The 16090-nt window shown below is 45.5% G+C and carries 12 protein-coding genes and 4 tRNA genes; all 16 read left to right on the top strand.

Translation table 11 applies throughout. The features are described from left to right. Nucleotides 1–122: 122 nt before the first annotated feature. Nucleotides 123–195 (top strand) — tRNA-Val (locus DW694_RS03985). A 15-nt stretch (nucleotides 196–210) separates the two neighbouring features. Continuing rightward, nucleotides 211–284 (top strand) — tRNA-Met (locus tag DW694_RS03980). 7 nt (nucleotides 285–291) lie between these two features. Further along, nucleotides 292–364, top strand: a tRNA-Val gene (locus DW694_RS03975). Nucleotides 365–380: 16 nt separating this feature from the next. Beyond that, a tRNA-Met gene (locus tag DW694_RS03970) sits at nucleotides 381–454 on the top strand. Nucleotides 455–633: 179 nt separating this feature from the next. Beyond that, nucleotides 634–1599, top strand: a complete 966-nt coding sequence (locus DW694_RS03965; RefSeq protein ID WP_059085348.1) for a diacylglycerol kinase family protein — start codon at nucleotides 634–636, stop codon at nucleotides 1597–1599. 93 nt (nucleotides 1600–1692) lie between these two features. Then, nucleotides 1693–3810 (top strand): glutamine synthetase III, encoded by a 2118-nt coding sequence (locus DW694_RS03960; protein WP_021650786.1) that lies wholly within the window; start codon nucleotides 1693–1695, stop codon nucleotides 3808–3810. A 204-nt stretch (nucleotides 3811–4014) separates the two neighbouring features. After that, the gene (locus DW694_RS03955) at nucleotides 4015–4932 is read left to right on the top strand and encodes a MoxR family ATPase (protein ID WP_015526964.1); all 918 of its coding nucleotides are present in this window, start codon (nucleotides 4015–4017) and stop codon (nucleotides 4930–4932) included. After that, a complete protein-coding gene (locus DW694_RS03950) occupies nucleotides 4925–6724 on the top strand; it encodes a nitric oxide reductase activation protein (protein ID WP_182465475.1) in 1800 nt (599 codons plus the stop codon). The genes DW694_RS03955 and DW694_RS03950 overlap by 8 nt, the downstream gene beginning before the upstream one ends. A 218-nt stretch (nucleotides 6725–6942) precedes the next feature. Further along, nucleotides 6943–8841: an oligopeptide transporter, OPT family gene (locus DW694_RS03945; protein ID WP_092069570.1), complete on the top strand. Its 1899-nt coding sequence runs from the start codon at nucleotides 6943–6945 to the stop codon at nucleotides 8839–8841. Then, nucleotides 8841–9215 (top strand): PqqD family protein, encoded by a 375-nt coding sequence (locus tag DW694_RS03940; protein WP_021650789.1) that lies wholly within the window; start codon nucleotides 8841–8843, stop codon nucleotides 9213–9215. The genes DW694_RS03945 and DW694_RS03940 overlap by 1 nt, the downstream gene beginning before the upstream one ends. 191 nt (nucleotides 9216–9406) lie before the next feature. Beyond that, a complete protein-coding gene (locus tag DW694_RS03935; protein ID WP_021650790.1) occupies nucleotides 9407–10276 on the top strand; it encodes a YitT family protein in 870 nt (289 codons plus the stop codon). Nucleotides 10277–10412: 136 nt separating this feature from the next. Beyond that, nucleotides 10413–11504, top strand: coding sequence for a helix-turn-helix domain-containing protein (locus DW694_RS03930; RefSeq protein ID WP_118752590.1), 1092 nt, complete (start codon nucleotides 10413–10415; stop codon nucleotides 11502–11504). A gap of 610 nt (nucleotides 11505–12114) precedes the next feature. Next, the gene (ftsE, locus tag DW694_RS03925; protein ID WP_015526972.1) at nucleotides 12115–12798 is read left to right on the top strand and encodes a cell division ATP-binding protein FtsE; all 684 of its coding nucleotides are present in this window, start codon (nucleotides 12115–12117) and stop codon (nucleotides 12796–12798) included. Continuing rightward, entirely contained in the window at nucleotides 12788–13693 is a 906-nt protein-coding gene (gene ftsX / locus DW694_RS03920; RefSeq protein WP_015526973.1) for a permease-like cell division protein FtsX, read from the top strand. Before ftsE ends, ftsX begins: the two co-directional genes overlap by 11 nt. A 172-nt stretch (nucleotides 13694–13865) precedes the next feature. Next, nucleotides 13866–15053 (top strand): S41 family peptidase, encoded by a 1188-nt coding sequence (locus DW694_RS03915; protein WP_110102528.1) that lies wholly within the window; start codon nucleotides 13866–13868, stop codon nucleotides 15051–15053. A 21-nt stretch (nucleotides 15054–15074) separates the two neighbouring features. After that, entirely contained in the window at nucleotides 15075–15998 is a 924-nt protein-coding gene (locus DW694_RS03910; protein ID WP_118752589.1) for an AEC family transporter, read from the top strand. The last annotated feature ends 92 nt before the right edge of the window (nucleotides 15999–16090 follow it).

The following is a 16090-nucleotide window of genomic DNA, read 5'->3' as shown; positions in this document are numbered from 1 at the left end:
AAGCATATATTTTTTAAAAAATTAAAAAAAGTGAAAAAAACTGTTGACACAAGTCACAAACCATTATATAATAGCAAAGCGAGTTGCGGAACGGAAGAGTTCCTAAGACGAACAACTGTTATGGGATCTTAGCTCAGCTGGGAGAGCATCTGCCTTACAAGCAGAGGGTCATAGGTTCGAGCCCTATAGGTCCCATGTTACAAAAGATATGGCGAGATAGCTCAGTTGGCTAGAGCACACGGTTCATACCCGTGGTGTCGAGGGTTCGAATCCCCCTCTCGCTATTTATATGGGATCTTAGCTCAGCTGGGAGAGCATCTGCCTTACAAGCAGAGGGTCATAGGTTCGAGCCCTATAGGTCCCATGTTACAAAAGAATATGGCGAGATAGCTCAGTTGGCTAGAGCACACGGTTCATACCCGTGGTGTCGAGGGTTCGAATCCCCCTCTCGCTATTTAACAAAAGGTCTGAAGATTCAATTTTATTGGGTTTTCGGACTTTTTTTGTTATAAAATTCCGGCTGCCTGTGGTAAGACCAGATGTGAAAAGTTAAGATTGACATTTTACATCGTTTTTTTTATCATAGTAAAAGAATAGACATAACGAATCATTTCGGGAAATGAGGATTGTATAATGAAAAAAAGAATGCTTTTTGTTTTCAACCCCAAAGCAGGAAAAGGAAGAATCAAGATGCATCTGCTGGACATTGTGGATATCTTTAATAAAGGTGGGTACGAAGTGATCATCCGTGCCACGCAGGGACCGAAGGATGCTTATGAACAGGTGAAGGAATATGCAGATCAGGTAGATCTGATCGCCTGCAGTGGCGGTGACGGTACACTGGATGAGGTGGTTACCGGAATTGTGGAAGTGGGCAGCCAGACACCGATCGGGTATATCCCTGCAGGAAGCACCAATGATTTTGCCAACAGTCTGTTTATGCCGAAGAGTATGACTGCAGCTGCCTCCATGATCATGGAGGAGCAGATCTATCACTGTGACATCGGTAAATTTAATAACCAGACATTTGCCTATGTGGCTGCGTTTGGACTGTTTACCAATGTTTCCTATGAGACAGACCAGGATCTGAAAAATATCCTGGGACATGTTGCCTATGTGCTGGAAGGGATGAAGCAGCTTTTTGAGGTGAAATCCTATCATCTGAAGGTAACCTCCGATGAGCTGACTGTGGAGAATGATTTTATCTACGGTATGATCAGCAATTCCAGATCTGTAGGTGGATTTAAGAATCTTACCGGAAAAAACGTGGATATGAATGACGGACTGTTTGAGGTGACACTGATCACCAATCCGAAGAATCCGCTGGAGCTTCAGGAGATCATGACTGCGCTTCTTACTGCAGAGGATAATACAGATCTGATCTATTCTTTTAAGTCTGCGCATGTTGTGATAGAGTCAGAGGAGGCTGTTCCGTGGACGCTGGATGGAGAGTTCGGTGGAGATCAGACCCGTGTGGAGATCGATAATCTTCATGAGGCCATGAACCTTTATCTTACCAGCAGTAAGAAACAGAAAAAAAGCCGGCTGAACCAGAAAATGCAGGAGATCAAGGAGATTACCCAGAAGAGCGAAGAATGATCCGAGTATCCGAAGACAAGGTGATCATACAGAGGTGAAAATGTCTTTCCTCATAAGAAAGACTGGATATACAGGAACGAAAAGGAGGAAGAAATGGGAGATTATATCAACGTAAAGGAAATCTTTGGCTGCGATGTATTTAACGATTCTGTTATGCAGGACCGTTTGCCGAAGAAGGTATACCGCGAACTGAAAAAGACAATAGAAGAGGGTAAGGAGCTGTCCATGGAGATCGCTGATGTGGTTGCACATGAGATGAAGGAATGGGCTATTGAGAAAGGTGCTACTCATTATTGTCACTGGTTTCAGCCGCTGACAGGTGTTACTGCCGAGAAACATGACGCATTTGTCACAGCGCCAAGAGAGGACGGAAAGGTACTCTTAAGCTTTTCTGGCAAGGAGCTGATCAAGGGTGAGCCGGATGCATCCTCATTTCCATCCGGAGGACTTCGTGCAACATTCGAGGCAAGAGGCTATACAACATGGGATTGTACATCACCTGCCTTTGTACGTCATGACGCAGCCGGCGGGATCTTATGTATCCCCACAGCATTCTGCTCCTACACAGGAGAGGCGCTTGACCAGAAAACACCGCTTCTTCGTTCCATGGAAGCGGTCAATACACAGGCGCTTCGACTTCTTCGCCTTTTCGGAAATACAACATCAAAAAAAGTAACTCCTTCCGTTGGAGCTGAGCAGGAGTATTTCCTGGTTGATAAGGAGAAATGGCTCCAGAGAAAAGACCTGATCTATACAGGAAGAACTCTTTTCGGTGCTATGCCGCCGAAGGGACAGGAGATGGATGACCATTATTTCGGAACCATCCGTCAGAGAATCTCCGCATACATGAAGGAAGTCAACGAGGAGTGCTGGAAGCTGGGCGTAACAGCAAAGACACAGCACAATGAGGTTGCACCTGCACAGCATGAGCTGGCACCGATCTACGCACCGGTAAATATTGCAGCAGATCACAACCAGATCATGATGCGTATCCTCAAAAAAGTTGCAAGCCGCCATGGTATGCGCTGCCTGCTTCATGAGAAACCGTTTGCAGGAGTTAACGGTTCCGGTAAGCACAACAACTGGTCCCTGACAACGGATGACGGGATCAACCTTCTTGAGCCGGGAAAAACTCCTCATGAGAATATCCAGTTCCTTCTTGTTCTCACTTGTATCCTGAAAGCCGTTGATGAGCATGCAGATCTTCTGAGAGAGTCTGCAGCAGACGTTGGAAACGATGAACGTCTCGGAGGAAACGAGGCACCGCCGGCAGTTATCTCCGTATTCCTTGGTGAGCAGCTCCAGGATGTTCTGGAGCAGCTGATCAGCACAGGTACCGCCACACACAGTAAGACCGGCGAGATCCTGGATACCGGTGTTAAGACACTTCCGGATTTCATGAAGGATGCTACAGACCGAAACAGAACATCACCATTTGCGTTCACAGGAAACAAATTTGAGTTCCGTATGGTTGGTTCCCGTGATTCCATTTCCGAGTGCAACGTAGTTCTGAACACGATTGCAGCAGAAGTATTCCGCGATGCATGCGACCGTCTGGAAGCAGCAGACGATTTTGATACTGCAGTACATGACCTGATCAAGGAGTATGCGATCCAGCATCAGCGTATTGTATTCAACGGAAACGGATATGCACCGGAGTGGGAGGCAGAGGCAAAGAGACGTGGACTTCCGATCCTTCCGTCCATGGTAGATGCCATTCCTGCGTTGACTACAGATAAGGCTGTGAAGCTTTTTGAATCCTTTAATGTATTTACAAGAGCAGAGCTTGAGTCCAGAGCAGAGATCCAGTATGAAGGCTATGCAAAGGCTATCAACATTGAGGCCAAGACCATGGTGGATGTAGCTACCAAGCAGATTATCCCGGCAGTGATCCGTTATACAACGGTTCTTGCAGAGTCCATCAATTCTGTGAAGGCAGTGAGCGCAGCGCTTGATGTCAGTGTACAGACAAGTCTTCTGGAAAAAACCTCCGCACTTCTTGCTGAGACCAAGACAGCTATGGATAAGCTTTCCGGACTGATCGCTGAGTCGGAATCCCATGAAGAGGGACGTGACCGTGCTGTATTCTTCAGAGAGAGCGTGGTACCGGCAATGCAGGCTTTAAGAAAACCTGTAGACGAGCTTGAGATGATCGTAGATAAAGATATGTGGCCGATGCCATCCTACGGTGATCTGATCTTTGAGGTATGATCGGTTAAATAAAATACAGGAAATAAGAGATGTTCCCTGGGTGCAGCGGCATCTTTGAGATCAAATGACGGGACAGATGTAAGATCTGTCCCGTTTTTTACCTGGCGGAGAAAAAATCTGTAAGCGGTTATCCGTCATAGGATCATATAATAACTGCGGATGAGGATATCTGCGGCATTCAATCAGATTCAGGAGTAAGTATATATGATAGAATTAGAATTTTTAAAAGAACAGAACGTTTCCGAAAGCCTGATCCACGGCATCGAGGAGTTTCGAAAAAATTATAACGTTGATGAGGGGGCTGCAGCCAGAGTTACCAGACCGTCTATACCGTTCTACGGAAAAGAAATCCTGGAAATGGCCATTGCAGGACTTCTGGAAGGAGAAAATCTTCTTCTTGCAGGCCCAAAGGCTACGGGTAAAAATATCCTGGCAGAAAATCTGGCATATGCTTTTGGCCGCCCGGTTTATAATGTATCTTTCCATGTTAATACAAACAGCGGAGACCTGATCGGAACGGATACCTTTGTAAACAATGAAGTTTGCCTCCGAAAGGGCAGCATCTATCAGTGTGCCGAGTATGGTGGCTTCGGTATTCTGGATGAGATCAATATGGCAAAGAACGATGCGGTCTCTGTCCTTCATGCGACTCTGGACTATCGCCGCTCCATTGATGTTCCGGGCTATGACCGGATCGACCTTCATCCTGCGGCACGTTTTATCGGAACCATGAACTACGGATATGCAGGAACAAAGGAGCTGAACGAAGCTCTAGTTTCTCGTTTCTTGGTGATCGATATGCCAGCGCAGACAGAAGAAACCCTGGGATTTATTTTCCGCAAAATGTTCCCGGAGGCAAAGGAAAAGGCAGTGGAACAGTTTATCGGTGTATTTATGGATCTTCAGAAGAAATCCGTAAACAGTGAGATCTCCACAAAAGCGCTGGATCTTCGAGGACTTCTGGCTGCCATGAAGATTGTTCGTGCAGGACTTTCTCCCCTGGCAGCAGTGCAGATGGGAGTGGTGAACAAAACCTTCGATATTTTTGAAAAGGAGATCGTGGACGATGTAGTCCGTACAAGGATCCCGGAAGAGTGGACAAAGGACGATGTCTATGCATAAAGATCTGACAGAAGAACTTTCTATAGAAGATTACAAGATGGAGCTGGAAAACCGGATCCGTAATCTCCTCTGGACGGTAAGCGGCGACTATACACTGGATGTGAAGCCGGATGTATCGCTGTTTCTCCGCTCAAAAGAGATCGCTCTTTACGATGGGATCAAACAGGGGGCTTTTGCCAGATATTTTGACAAAAATCTGCTTGGTCTTTATCTTGTGAAAAAAATCTATCTGGATGCATCTGAGACAGAATTGACTGGTCTGACACAGCTCTGTATCGAAGCGGCAGTGGGAGAGCGGATCTGTGAAGAGCGCCCCGGGGTTCGCCGCATGAGAAAAAAGGCTCTGGAAGATATCCTGGATCAGGAATATGAACCCCTGCCTTTCTACGATAAGCTGTTAGACAGGCTGAAAATTGCAGTATTCCGTGATGTACTTACAGGAAGCGTACAGCCTCTGGAGAAAAAACTGTCTGCATTCCGGGATCAGATCTATGCCTGCGCAGAAAGCAGAGACACCATGGAACTGATTCGGATCATCGACAGCCTCTATAATGCGGTCATCGATCCGGACTTTGAGAAGAAAAACGGTTCCCTTGAACGGGTAATGGCGGTGACGCTGGAAGAACTGACGGAATTTGGCTGGGAAGACTACCTTAATGAAGAGATGTATGAGGAAGCGCTGGAAAATTACGTGGAAAAGCTCACAGACCGGATGACAGATATTGAAGATTCCTCACTGACACAGGATATGGAAGAAAAACGTAAGGTGAAAAACAAGATCACGGTGATTTCAGAGGAAGCTCTTCAGAAAGCTCATACCTATGTGGAACTGAATTTTGGAAAAACCTATCTCACACCTGCGGAAGAAAAAAGAATGAACCATCTTATGTGCCGGGGAATACACGGAGACTGCAGCCTGTATTTTACAGAAGGAATCCTGAAAAATCCGGTTCGTGATAATTATCAGTATCAGTATGCAAAGCGTCTGCGTAATAAGAACATATGGATCTATCATGACAAGCACAGAATTGCAAAACGAAATATTGCCATATTGACTGAACTCCTGAAAAAAGCACTGGTGATCCGAAGTGAAAACCAGGAAGTCCTATCAGACCGGGGAACTATCGTTCCTTCCAGGCTGTGGCGTATAGGCAGAAGCGGTGAGGCAAATCTTTTCAAGAGGATTCTTCGTGGAGACAATACGGATTTTGTGGTGGATATACTGATCGATGCCAGTGGTTCACAGATGAGTCGACAGGGAGATGTGGCACTGCAGGCTTATATGATCAGCTCTGCCCTGAGCAATGTGGACATCCCTCATCGGGTTATGAGCTACTGCACATTCTGGGATCATACGATCCTGCACAGGTTCCGGGAATATGATGATCCGGTTTCGGCGGATGAGGATATTTTCAATTATGTGACTTCCTCCAATAATCGGGACGGGCTTGCCATAAAAGCAGCGGGATATAGTCTTTTGCAGAGGGAAGAGGAAAAAAAGATCCTGATCATCTTAAGTGACGGACGCCCCTACGATGTGATCATAAACCGCCCCAATGCAAAAAATCCGGCCCCTTATCAGGGAAAATATGCCATTTCAGATACTGCAACAGAGGTGCGGCGTCTTCGGAGCCAGGGCGTCAGTGTTCTGGGGGTATTTGCAGGTGAAGAGAAGGATCTTCCGGCGGAAAAGAAGATTTTTGGAAAGGATTTTGCTTATATCCGGGATATCGGAAATTTCTCAAAGATCGTAGGGCGATATCTGACAAAACAGCTGGAAACGGACAACTGAAAAAAAAAAGTATTTTATTTTAAATGTATAATATTCAATTGTAAGGAATAAGGTCACTATGTTAGCATAAAAGCTGCATAGTGACCAATTATTTGCTTATAATTATACAGAAAATTGTAAATAATATATAATATCTCAGATATAATTTCTTGCAAAATACTGCGAAATTTGCTATACTATATAACGTTACTAATTTACTAGATAAAGGGAGAGGAAATATGAACAAAAACACAGAGTTCAAACCTTACATTCCTGCGGAGAAAATCACTCCGGAGCTCACAGTTACATCTGTGATCATGGGATGTATTCTTGCTGTCATCTTCGGCGCAGCCAATGCTTACCTTGGTCTTCGTGTTGGTATGACAGTATCTGCTTCCATTCCGGCGGCAGTTATCTCCATGGGTGTTATCCGCGTGATTCTTCGCAGAAACTCCATTCTGGAGAGCAATATGGTCCAGACTATCGGTTCAGCCGGTGAGTCTCTTGCAGCAGGTGCTATCTTCACCATGCCTGCACTGTTCCTCTGGGCAGAGGAAGGACTTACAAGCAAACCAGGCATCGTTGAGATCACTCTGATCGCACTTTGCGGTGGTATCCTTGGTGTACTTTTCATGGTACCCCTTCGTAATGCCCTCATTGTTAAAGAGCATGCAACTCTTCTCTATCCGGAAGGAACTGCCTGCGCAGACGTTCTTCTTGCCGGTGAGGAAGGCGGAGCAAATGCTTCCACAGTATTCTCCGGTATGGGACTTGCAGCTGTCTTCAAATTTGTTGTTGATGGACTGAAGCTTCTTCCGGCAGATGTTTCTGCAGCATTTAAATCCTTCAAGGGTGAGATCGGTATGGAGGTTTATCCGGCACTTCTCGGTGTTGGTTATATCGTAGGACCGAAGATCGCATCCTACATGTTTACCGGTTCTCTTATCGGCTGGATGGTCATCATTCCGCTGATCTGCCTGTTCGGACCTGATACATGGATGTATCCGGCAGCAGAGGGAACGACCATTGCCCAGCTTTACGCAAACGGCGGAGCAGCAGCAATCTGGTCTACTTATGTTAAATATATCGGCGCAGGTGCTATCGCAACAGGTGGTATCATTTCCCTGATCAAATCCCTGCCGCTGATCGTTACAACCTTCCGTGACTCCATGAAGAGCATGAAGGGAAGCAAGAACACAAGCACAGAGAGAACCGCACAGGATCTTCCGATGCAGTTCATCCTTCTCGGTGTTATAGCAATGGTATTTATCATCTGGATCGTTCCGGCAATCCCGGTAACTCTTCTTGGTGCATGTATCATCGTAGTTTTTGGATTCTTCTTTGCAACAGTATCTTCCCGTATGGTAGGTCTTGTAGGAAGCTCCAACAACCCGGTTTCCGGTATGGCTATCGCTACTCTTCTGATTGCTACATTTGCGATCAAGAGCTCCGGTAAAACAGGTATCGACGGAATGACAGCAGCGATCGCTGTTGGTTCTGTTATCTGTATCATCGCAGCGATCGCCGGTGATACCTCTCAGGACCTTAAGACAGGATACCTTCTCGGTGCTACACCTAAGAAGCAGCAGATGGGTGAGATGCTCGGTGTTGTTGTTTCCGGTCTTGCTATCGGCGGTGTTCTGTATCTTCTGGATGCAGCATGGGGCTACGGTACAGCAGAGATTCCTGCGCCACAGGCTCAGCTTATGAAGATGATTGTTGAGGGAATCATGGGCGGAAACCTTCCATGGGGACTTGTATTTGTAGGTGTATTCCTTGCAATCTGCCTTGAGATCCTCCGTATCCCGGTAATGCCTTTCGCAATCGGTCTTTACCTTCCAATCTACCTGAACGCAACCATCATGATCGGTGGTATTGTTCGTGGATTACTTGACCGCAGAAAAGGTGTTGACGAAAAAACCAAGACAGCTCAGGCCACAGATGGTACTCTCTACTGTGCTGGTATGATCGCCGGCGAGGGTCTTGTTGGAATTCTTCTTGCGATCTTTGCAGTTGTCGGTATCAGCCTTGATATGTCCGGCGTTGTAAACCTTGGAAATATCGGCGGTGTTGTGCTGATGATCATCATGATCCTGTCACTGCTTAAATTCTCTATCTGGAGAAAGAAGAAAGCCTGATGAGAAAAAACAAAAAGGATAAGAAACAGGATATCAACTATCTTGATCTGATCCCGGAAACAAACCAGTCGATCCGGTGGCACCGGGACCTGAAGCAGCGGATCATTCTTGAGATAGAGAATAAGGGTATGTTCAATACCATCGCGCAGAAGGTTTTTGGCAAGCCAAGGTTTTCCAAGGTTCATCTTGATGAAATGGGAACTTTTATCTGGCCTGAGATCGATGGAGCCAAAACCGTGCAGGAGCTTGCCCTGCTGGTGAAAGAGCATTTCGGAGATAAGGCAGAACCGCTTTATCCGAGAATCGTAAAATACTTTCAGATAATGGAAAGCTATGAATTTGTTCATTTTATAAATAAAAAGACAGAAAAATAGCATGGAGAACGGGAACGGACGCAGAATAGTGTACGGTCCCGTTCTTTTTATGACACGTCAGTGCGGGAAACTGATGCAGTTGTCATATGATACTATAGCATTTCTGGGATTTTCACAGCGGAATAGAAATATTGAGGACATTTCAAGACATAAATTCCGGGAATTGCTGTAAAAAATGAAAGGAGCACTTTATGAGTCTTGTGAAAAAAAAGGACTGGTATCTGGATTATCTTCTGATCATAGTAGGAACCGGGCTGATGGCACTTGCCATCAATTCCGTTTTTGATGCAACCGGGCTGGTAACCGGAGGCTTTTCCGGTATTGCGATCCTGGTGAAGCACTGGACCGGTGGGATCGTAGATGGCGGGGTTCCACTGTGGCTTACCAATATCACGCTGAACATCCCGCTGTTTTTTCTGGGATGGCGGATCAAAGGCTTTTCCTTTGTAAAAAAAGCTCTGGTCGGTGAGATCTCCCTCTCAACCTGGCTTGCCATTCAGCCGGTGTGGAATATTGCGGGAGATGATCTCCTTCTGGCTGCTGTATACGGTGGTGTGATCCTGGGAATCGGCATTGGAATGGTTTTCCTTGGACAGGGAACCACAGGCGGAACGGATATGATGGCAGCACTGATCCAGAAGTATATGCGTCATTATTCCATCGCACAGATCATGCAGTTTATTGATGGGCTTATTGTGATCGTAGGAATGTATGTGTTCGGTATCCAGCGGGCCCTGTATGCCATCATTGCGGTTTATCTGGTAACAAAAGTATCCGACAGTCTGATCGAAGGTCTGAAGTTTTCCAAACAGACATTTATCGTCACGGAGAAGCCGGATGAGGTTGCCAGAGTCATTATGGAAGACCTGGATCGCGGAGCGACAGGGATCTGTGGCAAGGGGATGTATTCCGGTCAGGAGAAGACGATCATCTTCTGTGTGGTAAACAAAAAGGAAATTGTGAAGCTGAAAGAGCTGGTAGATGATATTGATCCCAACGCTTTTGTGATCGTTTCCGATGCAAGAGAAGTTCATGGAGAAGGTTTTATAGAGAAAAATTAGGCGGATTTCAACAAAAATTTGTAAATTTTTTCAGTTTTACTCTTTCATTTTTGGTGATTTTGTATTAAAATAGCCATAGATAGAGAGGGAAAGACAGAAGATAAGCATACACATAAGTGAGAAGGGATTGAACGGAATGATATCGAATCAGGTGTTACAGAATACGCTCGAGGGACTTAAAGAAATATCAAGGACGGAATTTTGTGTCATTGACACAGACGGCAAGGTACTTGCGTCTACCTTTTCTGATTTTGAGATCCAGCCGGCAGATATCCAGGCTTTTGTAGAATCCCAGGCGGACAGCCAGCTTGTCAAGGGATTTCAGTACTTTAAGGTCTGTGATGATTATCAGTTGGAATATGTCCTGGTAGCCCACGGAGATGATGAGGATACTTATATGGTAGGCAAGCTTGCAGCCTTCCAGATCCAGAATCTGATCGTTGCGTACAAGGAGCGTTTTGACAAAGACAGCTTTATCAAGAATCTTCTTCTTGATAATCTTCTTCTGGTGGATATTTACAACAGAGCGAAGAAGCTTCATATTGAAGCAGATGTCCGTCGTGTAGTTATGATCCTGGAACTGAACCAGGAGAAAGATCACAGCTCTGTAGAGAGCGTGAAAAGCCTTTTTGGCGGAAAGAGCAGAGATTTTATCACTGCTGTTGATGAGAAGAGCATCATTATAGTCAAGGAACTGGAAGAGGGAGAGGGCTATCCGGAGATGGATAAGCTGGCTCATACGATTATGGATACTCTGGATCTGAATAAAAATGGTGAGGATGTCCACATGGCATACGGTACCATTGTCAATGAGTTGAAAGAAGTTTCACGTTCCTACAAGGAAGCGCGTATGGCCCTTGATGTAGGTAAGATCTTCTTCGGAGACAGGGAAGTTATCGCATACAGCTCACTTGGAATCGGACGTCTGATCTATCAGCTGCCTATTCCTCTGTGTAAGATGTTTATCCGTGAGATCTTTGACAACAAATCTCCGGATGATTTCGATGAGGAGACACTTGTCACCATCGATAAATTCTTTGAGAACAGTCTGAACGTATCTGAAACTTCACGTCAGCTGTATATCCACAGAAATACGCTGGTATATCGTCTGGATAAACTCCAGAAGAGTACAGGCCTTGATTTGAGAGTGTTTGAGGATGCCATTACATTTAAGATCGCGCTGATGGTTGTTCGATATATGAAATATATGGAGACATTAGAGTATTAATAGCATTCGGAATGCAGGATGATAGTTTGATACATTAAGGCAACATATTAAAACTTTTAAACTGCCGCTTATTCCTTCCCGGAATAGGCGGCAGTTTTTGTATGAGCGTTTTTCATCATGGAATATTGTTGTAAATGTCCCTCCTGTTTGGAAGCATTCATGAAGTGTGTTACTGAGAACGGAGTGAGCAGTAACGAATTCACATGAACTTCACAGAATAACATCCATGACTCTATTGTAATTTTGGTATTTTTACGTTAAAATAAATAATTTGGAGAGGGCTGTTGATTACTGTTCACTGGTAATATTCCGCGAAGCGCATTACTGAGAATGGAGTGAACAGGTTACTGTTCACTGGTAATGTCCCGCGAGGTGTTTTTTGTGAGCGAAGGTCACAGAAAACCCGAGACATATCGCGCGAATTTATGCGATCAGCATAAATTCTGTGCATCGCGAAGCGTGTTACTGAGAACGGAGTGAACAGTAACGTGAACAGTAACCGTTGTAGGGCCCGGGAAATTTATTCTTGCATTTAAACAGAAAATATATTACAATAATATTACAAAAAAATTAAGAAAATTATGCTTTTATAATATAGAGGAGGATATATATGATCGATCTTGTAGATGTGAGCAAATCTTACGGCCCGGGTCTTCCGGCTGTGAATCATGCGAACTTACATGTTGATAAAGGGGAATTCGTATTTGTAGTAGGAAGCAGTGGCTCCGGTAAATCCACACTGATCAAGCTTCTGATGAAAGAACTGGATTCTACCAGCGGAACGATCACAGTCAGCGGGGAACGTCTGGAGAAGATGAAACACAGACGCGTTGCCAAGTATCGCAGAAAGCTTGGGGTAGTATTTCAGGATTTCCGTCTTTTAAAAGACCGTAATGTATATGAGAATGTAGCATTTGCGCAGCGTGTCATAGGAAGACCTACCCGTGTGATACGCAAACGTGTGCCGGAGGTTCTCCAGGAGGTAGGACTTGCAGGAAAGTATAAGGCATACCCGGATGAGCTTTCCGGTGGTGAGCAGCAGAGAGTTGCTCTTGCCAGAGCACTGGTAAACCGCCCGGACATCCTTCTGGCAGATGAGCCGACCGGAAACCTGGATCCGAAAACCTCTGAAGAGATCATGGCTCTGATGGAGCAGATCAATGACAGAGGAACCACAGTTCTGGTAGTTACCCACAATAAGGACATCGTCAATGCCATGCGTAAGCGAGTAGTCACCATGCACAACGGCAAGATCATCAGCGATGAGAAAGAGGGAGGATATCATGAGGCCTAGTACGATCTGGTATACCCTGAAGCAGGGCTTTAAGAATATAAAAAGAAACTGGATGTTTTCCCTGGCATGTATCATCACGATGGCAGCCTGCATTTTTCTGGTAGGCATTTTTTATTCCATCGTGAACAACGTCGGTAATATTGCCCATAAGGTGGAAGAAGAAGTACCGATCACAGTATTTTTTGATGAGGGCACTTCAGAGGAAGAAATCCAGGCGATCGGCGATGCTATTCAGTCCAGGCCGGAAGTGGCCAGGATGGACTATCAGTCCGCAGATCAGGCATGGGAAGAATACAAACAGAAATATTTTGGAGATGAAGATGCGGCAGATGGATTTAAAGATGATAACCCTCTTGCCAATTCATCCAATTATCAGGTATATCTTAATGATATTACCAAGCAGACAGAACTGGTGAATTATATCCAGGGACTGGAACATGTCCGGAAGGTAAATCAGTCTGAACAGGCCTCCAGGACACTGGGTTCCATCAACAAGCTGGTTTCTTATGTGTCGATTGCCGTGATCGCAATCCTTTTGATCATTTCCATATTCCTGATCAGCAATACAGTATCTATGGGTATTTCTGTCCGCAAGGAAGAAATCGGAATTATGAAATACATAGGAGCTACAGATGCTTTTGTACGACTGCCATTCCTTCTGGAAGGTATGATCCTCGGTGTGATCGGTGCGGCGATACCGCTGATCTGCCTGTTTTTCCTGTATAATTCCGCTGTAGAGTTTATTCTGACAAAATTCAATGTATTGACAGGAATCGTGGATTTCATTCCAATCTGGCAGATTTATGAGGGTCTGGTTCCTATGGGACTTGGACTTGGTGTGGGAATCGGTCTTTTGGGAAGCTTTTTCACAACAAGAAAACATCTCAGAGTATAACCAAATAGCAGAGAATCTTATGTATCCGCATGATGTGTGATCATAAGATATACAGCGGCTGTCGGAATATCGGCAGCCGTTTTCGGTATATAAAAACCGAACGGCGCACAGAGGAGTACAGAAAATCTGTGATCTTATCGGCTTTGCCGGCTGTGCAGAAGAAAGGAAAAATATGAAAAATAAAGAATTCAAAAAAGGTATAGCCATTGGAGTGGCAGCAACGCTGGTTGTGACAGGCGCTGTTTTTACCAGCTATCAGAAAGTACTGTTTCCGAAAGGCAATGCGCTTTCCGATGTGAAAACGGTTCAGAAGCTGAATTACCTGGAAGAACTGATCGATGAAGAATATCTGGATGAAAAAGACGAAAGCAGCCTGCGTGAGGGGCTTTATGTTGGCCTGCTTGCCGGCCTGAAGGATCCGTACTCCACCTATTACACAGCAGAACAGTATAAAGAGCTGAATACTTCCAATGAAGGCTCCTACGTAGGGATCGGTGCCGTTCTTCAGAAGGATGACACCGGAGGGGCAAAGATCATACAGCTTTATGAGGGTGGCCCTGGAGAACAGGCGGGACTGAAAAAGGGAGATGTGATCAAGGCAGTAGATGGAGCTGATGTTACAGACAAAGAAACTTCCGATATTGCTGCCATGGTCCGTGACAGTGAGAAAGATTCCGTAATGCTGACCATACAGCGGGAAAACGAAGAGAAAACCCGGGATGTCAAAGTGGAGATCCGGGATGTGGAGATCCAGACGGTTTCCCATGAGATGCTTTCCGGAGACACCGGCTATATCCGGATCTCCGAATTTTCTGAGGTGACCAGCGATCAGTATAAAAAAGCATTTGCAGATCTGAAGGAACAGGGAATGAAGAAGCTGGTTGTGGATCTCCGTGATAATCCGGGAGGCCTTCTTACTGCAGTCTGCGGCGTACTCCGCCAGATACTTCCGGAAGGACTGATCGTCTATACAGAGGACAAAAACGGAAAGAGGGAAGAGGAAACCTGTGACGGAAAAAATGAACTGGACATGCCGCTGGCTGTTCTGGTAAACGGAAACAGTGCCAGTGCATCGGAGATCTTTGCGGGGGCGGTAAAGGACTACGGGATTGGAACGATTGTAGGAACAACTACCTATGGGAAGGGCGTGGTGCAGACCATCCAGCCTCTTACCGATGGCAGTGCGGTAAAGATCACCATCGCAAAATATTTTACGCCAAAGGGCAATGATATCAACAAAAAAGGAATCACTCCGGATGTGGAAGCAGAGCTTTCCGGAGACATCACAGACTGGACAGAACTTACACATAAAGAAGACGCGCAACTTCAGACAGCCCTGAAAGAGATCGGACAGAGCTGACGCGTTCGGAGGGGAGAAAAAATGATAACTTTACAATTATTGCAGCAGATCATCGTATTTTTTCTGATGATGTCCTGTGGATTTACAGTGGTAAAATGCGGACTTATCGATGCAAAAAGCAGCAGGACACTTTCAGTCATCTGTATCTACATCATCATGCCCTGTGTAATGATCAATGCTTTTCAGATCGAATATTCCAGAAGCATCCGGAATGGCTTCCTTCTGGCAGTGGCAGCAGCCATCCTGATCCATATTTTTCTTCTGGTATTTGTACAGATCATCGGCAAGCCACTGAAATTAAGTGTGGTAGAAAAAGAATCCATCATCTATTCCAATTCCGGAAATCTGGTGATCCCTCTTGTAACGGTAGTCCTTGGGGAAAAATGGGTGATCTATGCCAGTGCTTTCCTGAGTGTGCAAATGATCCTGATGTGGACCCACGGACAGTCGCTGATGGAGGCGAAGGCCGGCATCAACTGGAAAAAAATCCTCTGCAACATCAATCTGATCGCTATTATCCTTGGAATCGTTCTGTTCTTCACGCAGATCAGACTGCCGGTGATCCTTGGAAACACCATGAGCCAGATTTCAGCCACCCTGGGACCTGTATGTATGATCATGCTTGGAATGACCATGACGGAGGTAAAATGGAAAGATATTTTCAGCCATTCCAGGATCTATCTGGTCACGATCTTGAAAATGGTGGTGACTCCGCTGCTCATACTGTTGTTTTTGAAGTATCTGCCCTTGGCTTCAATGGTAAAGGATGGAAAAACCATTCTGCTTATCAGTCTGATGGCAGTGATCACACCGTCGGCAACAACGGTTGTACAGCTGGCACAGCTCTACGATCAGGACCCGATCTATGCCAGCACCATCAATGTAATGACAACGCTGGTAAGTATCATAACCATGCCACTGATGGTCATGTTGTATCTTGCCTGAGCATCTCAGGGAATCGTTACGGATAACTTTGTGTCAGGCAACATGCTTTGCGGAATATTATCTGGTTACTGTTCACTGGTAATATTCCGCGA

Source organism: Ruminococcus sp. AM26-12LB (assembly GCF_003480785.1).
Classification (GTDB): Bacteria; Bacillota; Clostridia; order Lachnospirales; family Lachnospiraceae; genus Blautia_A; species Blautia_A fusiformis.
This window is presented reverse-complemented; position numbering and strand designations above follow the sequence as displayed.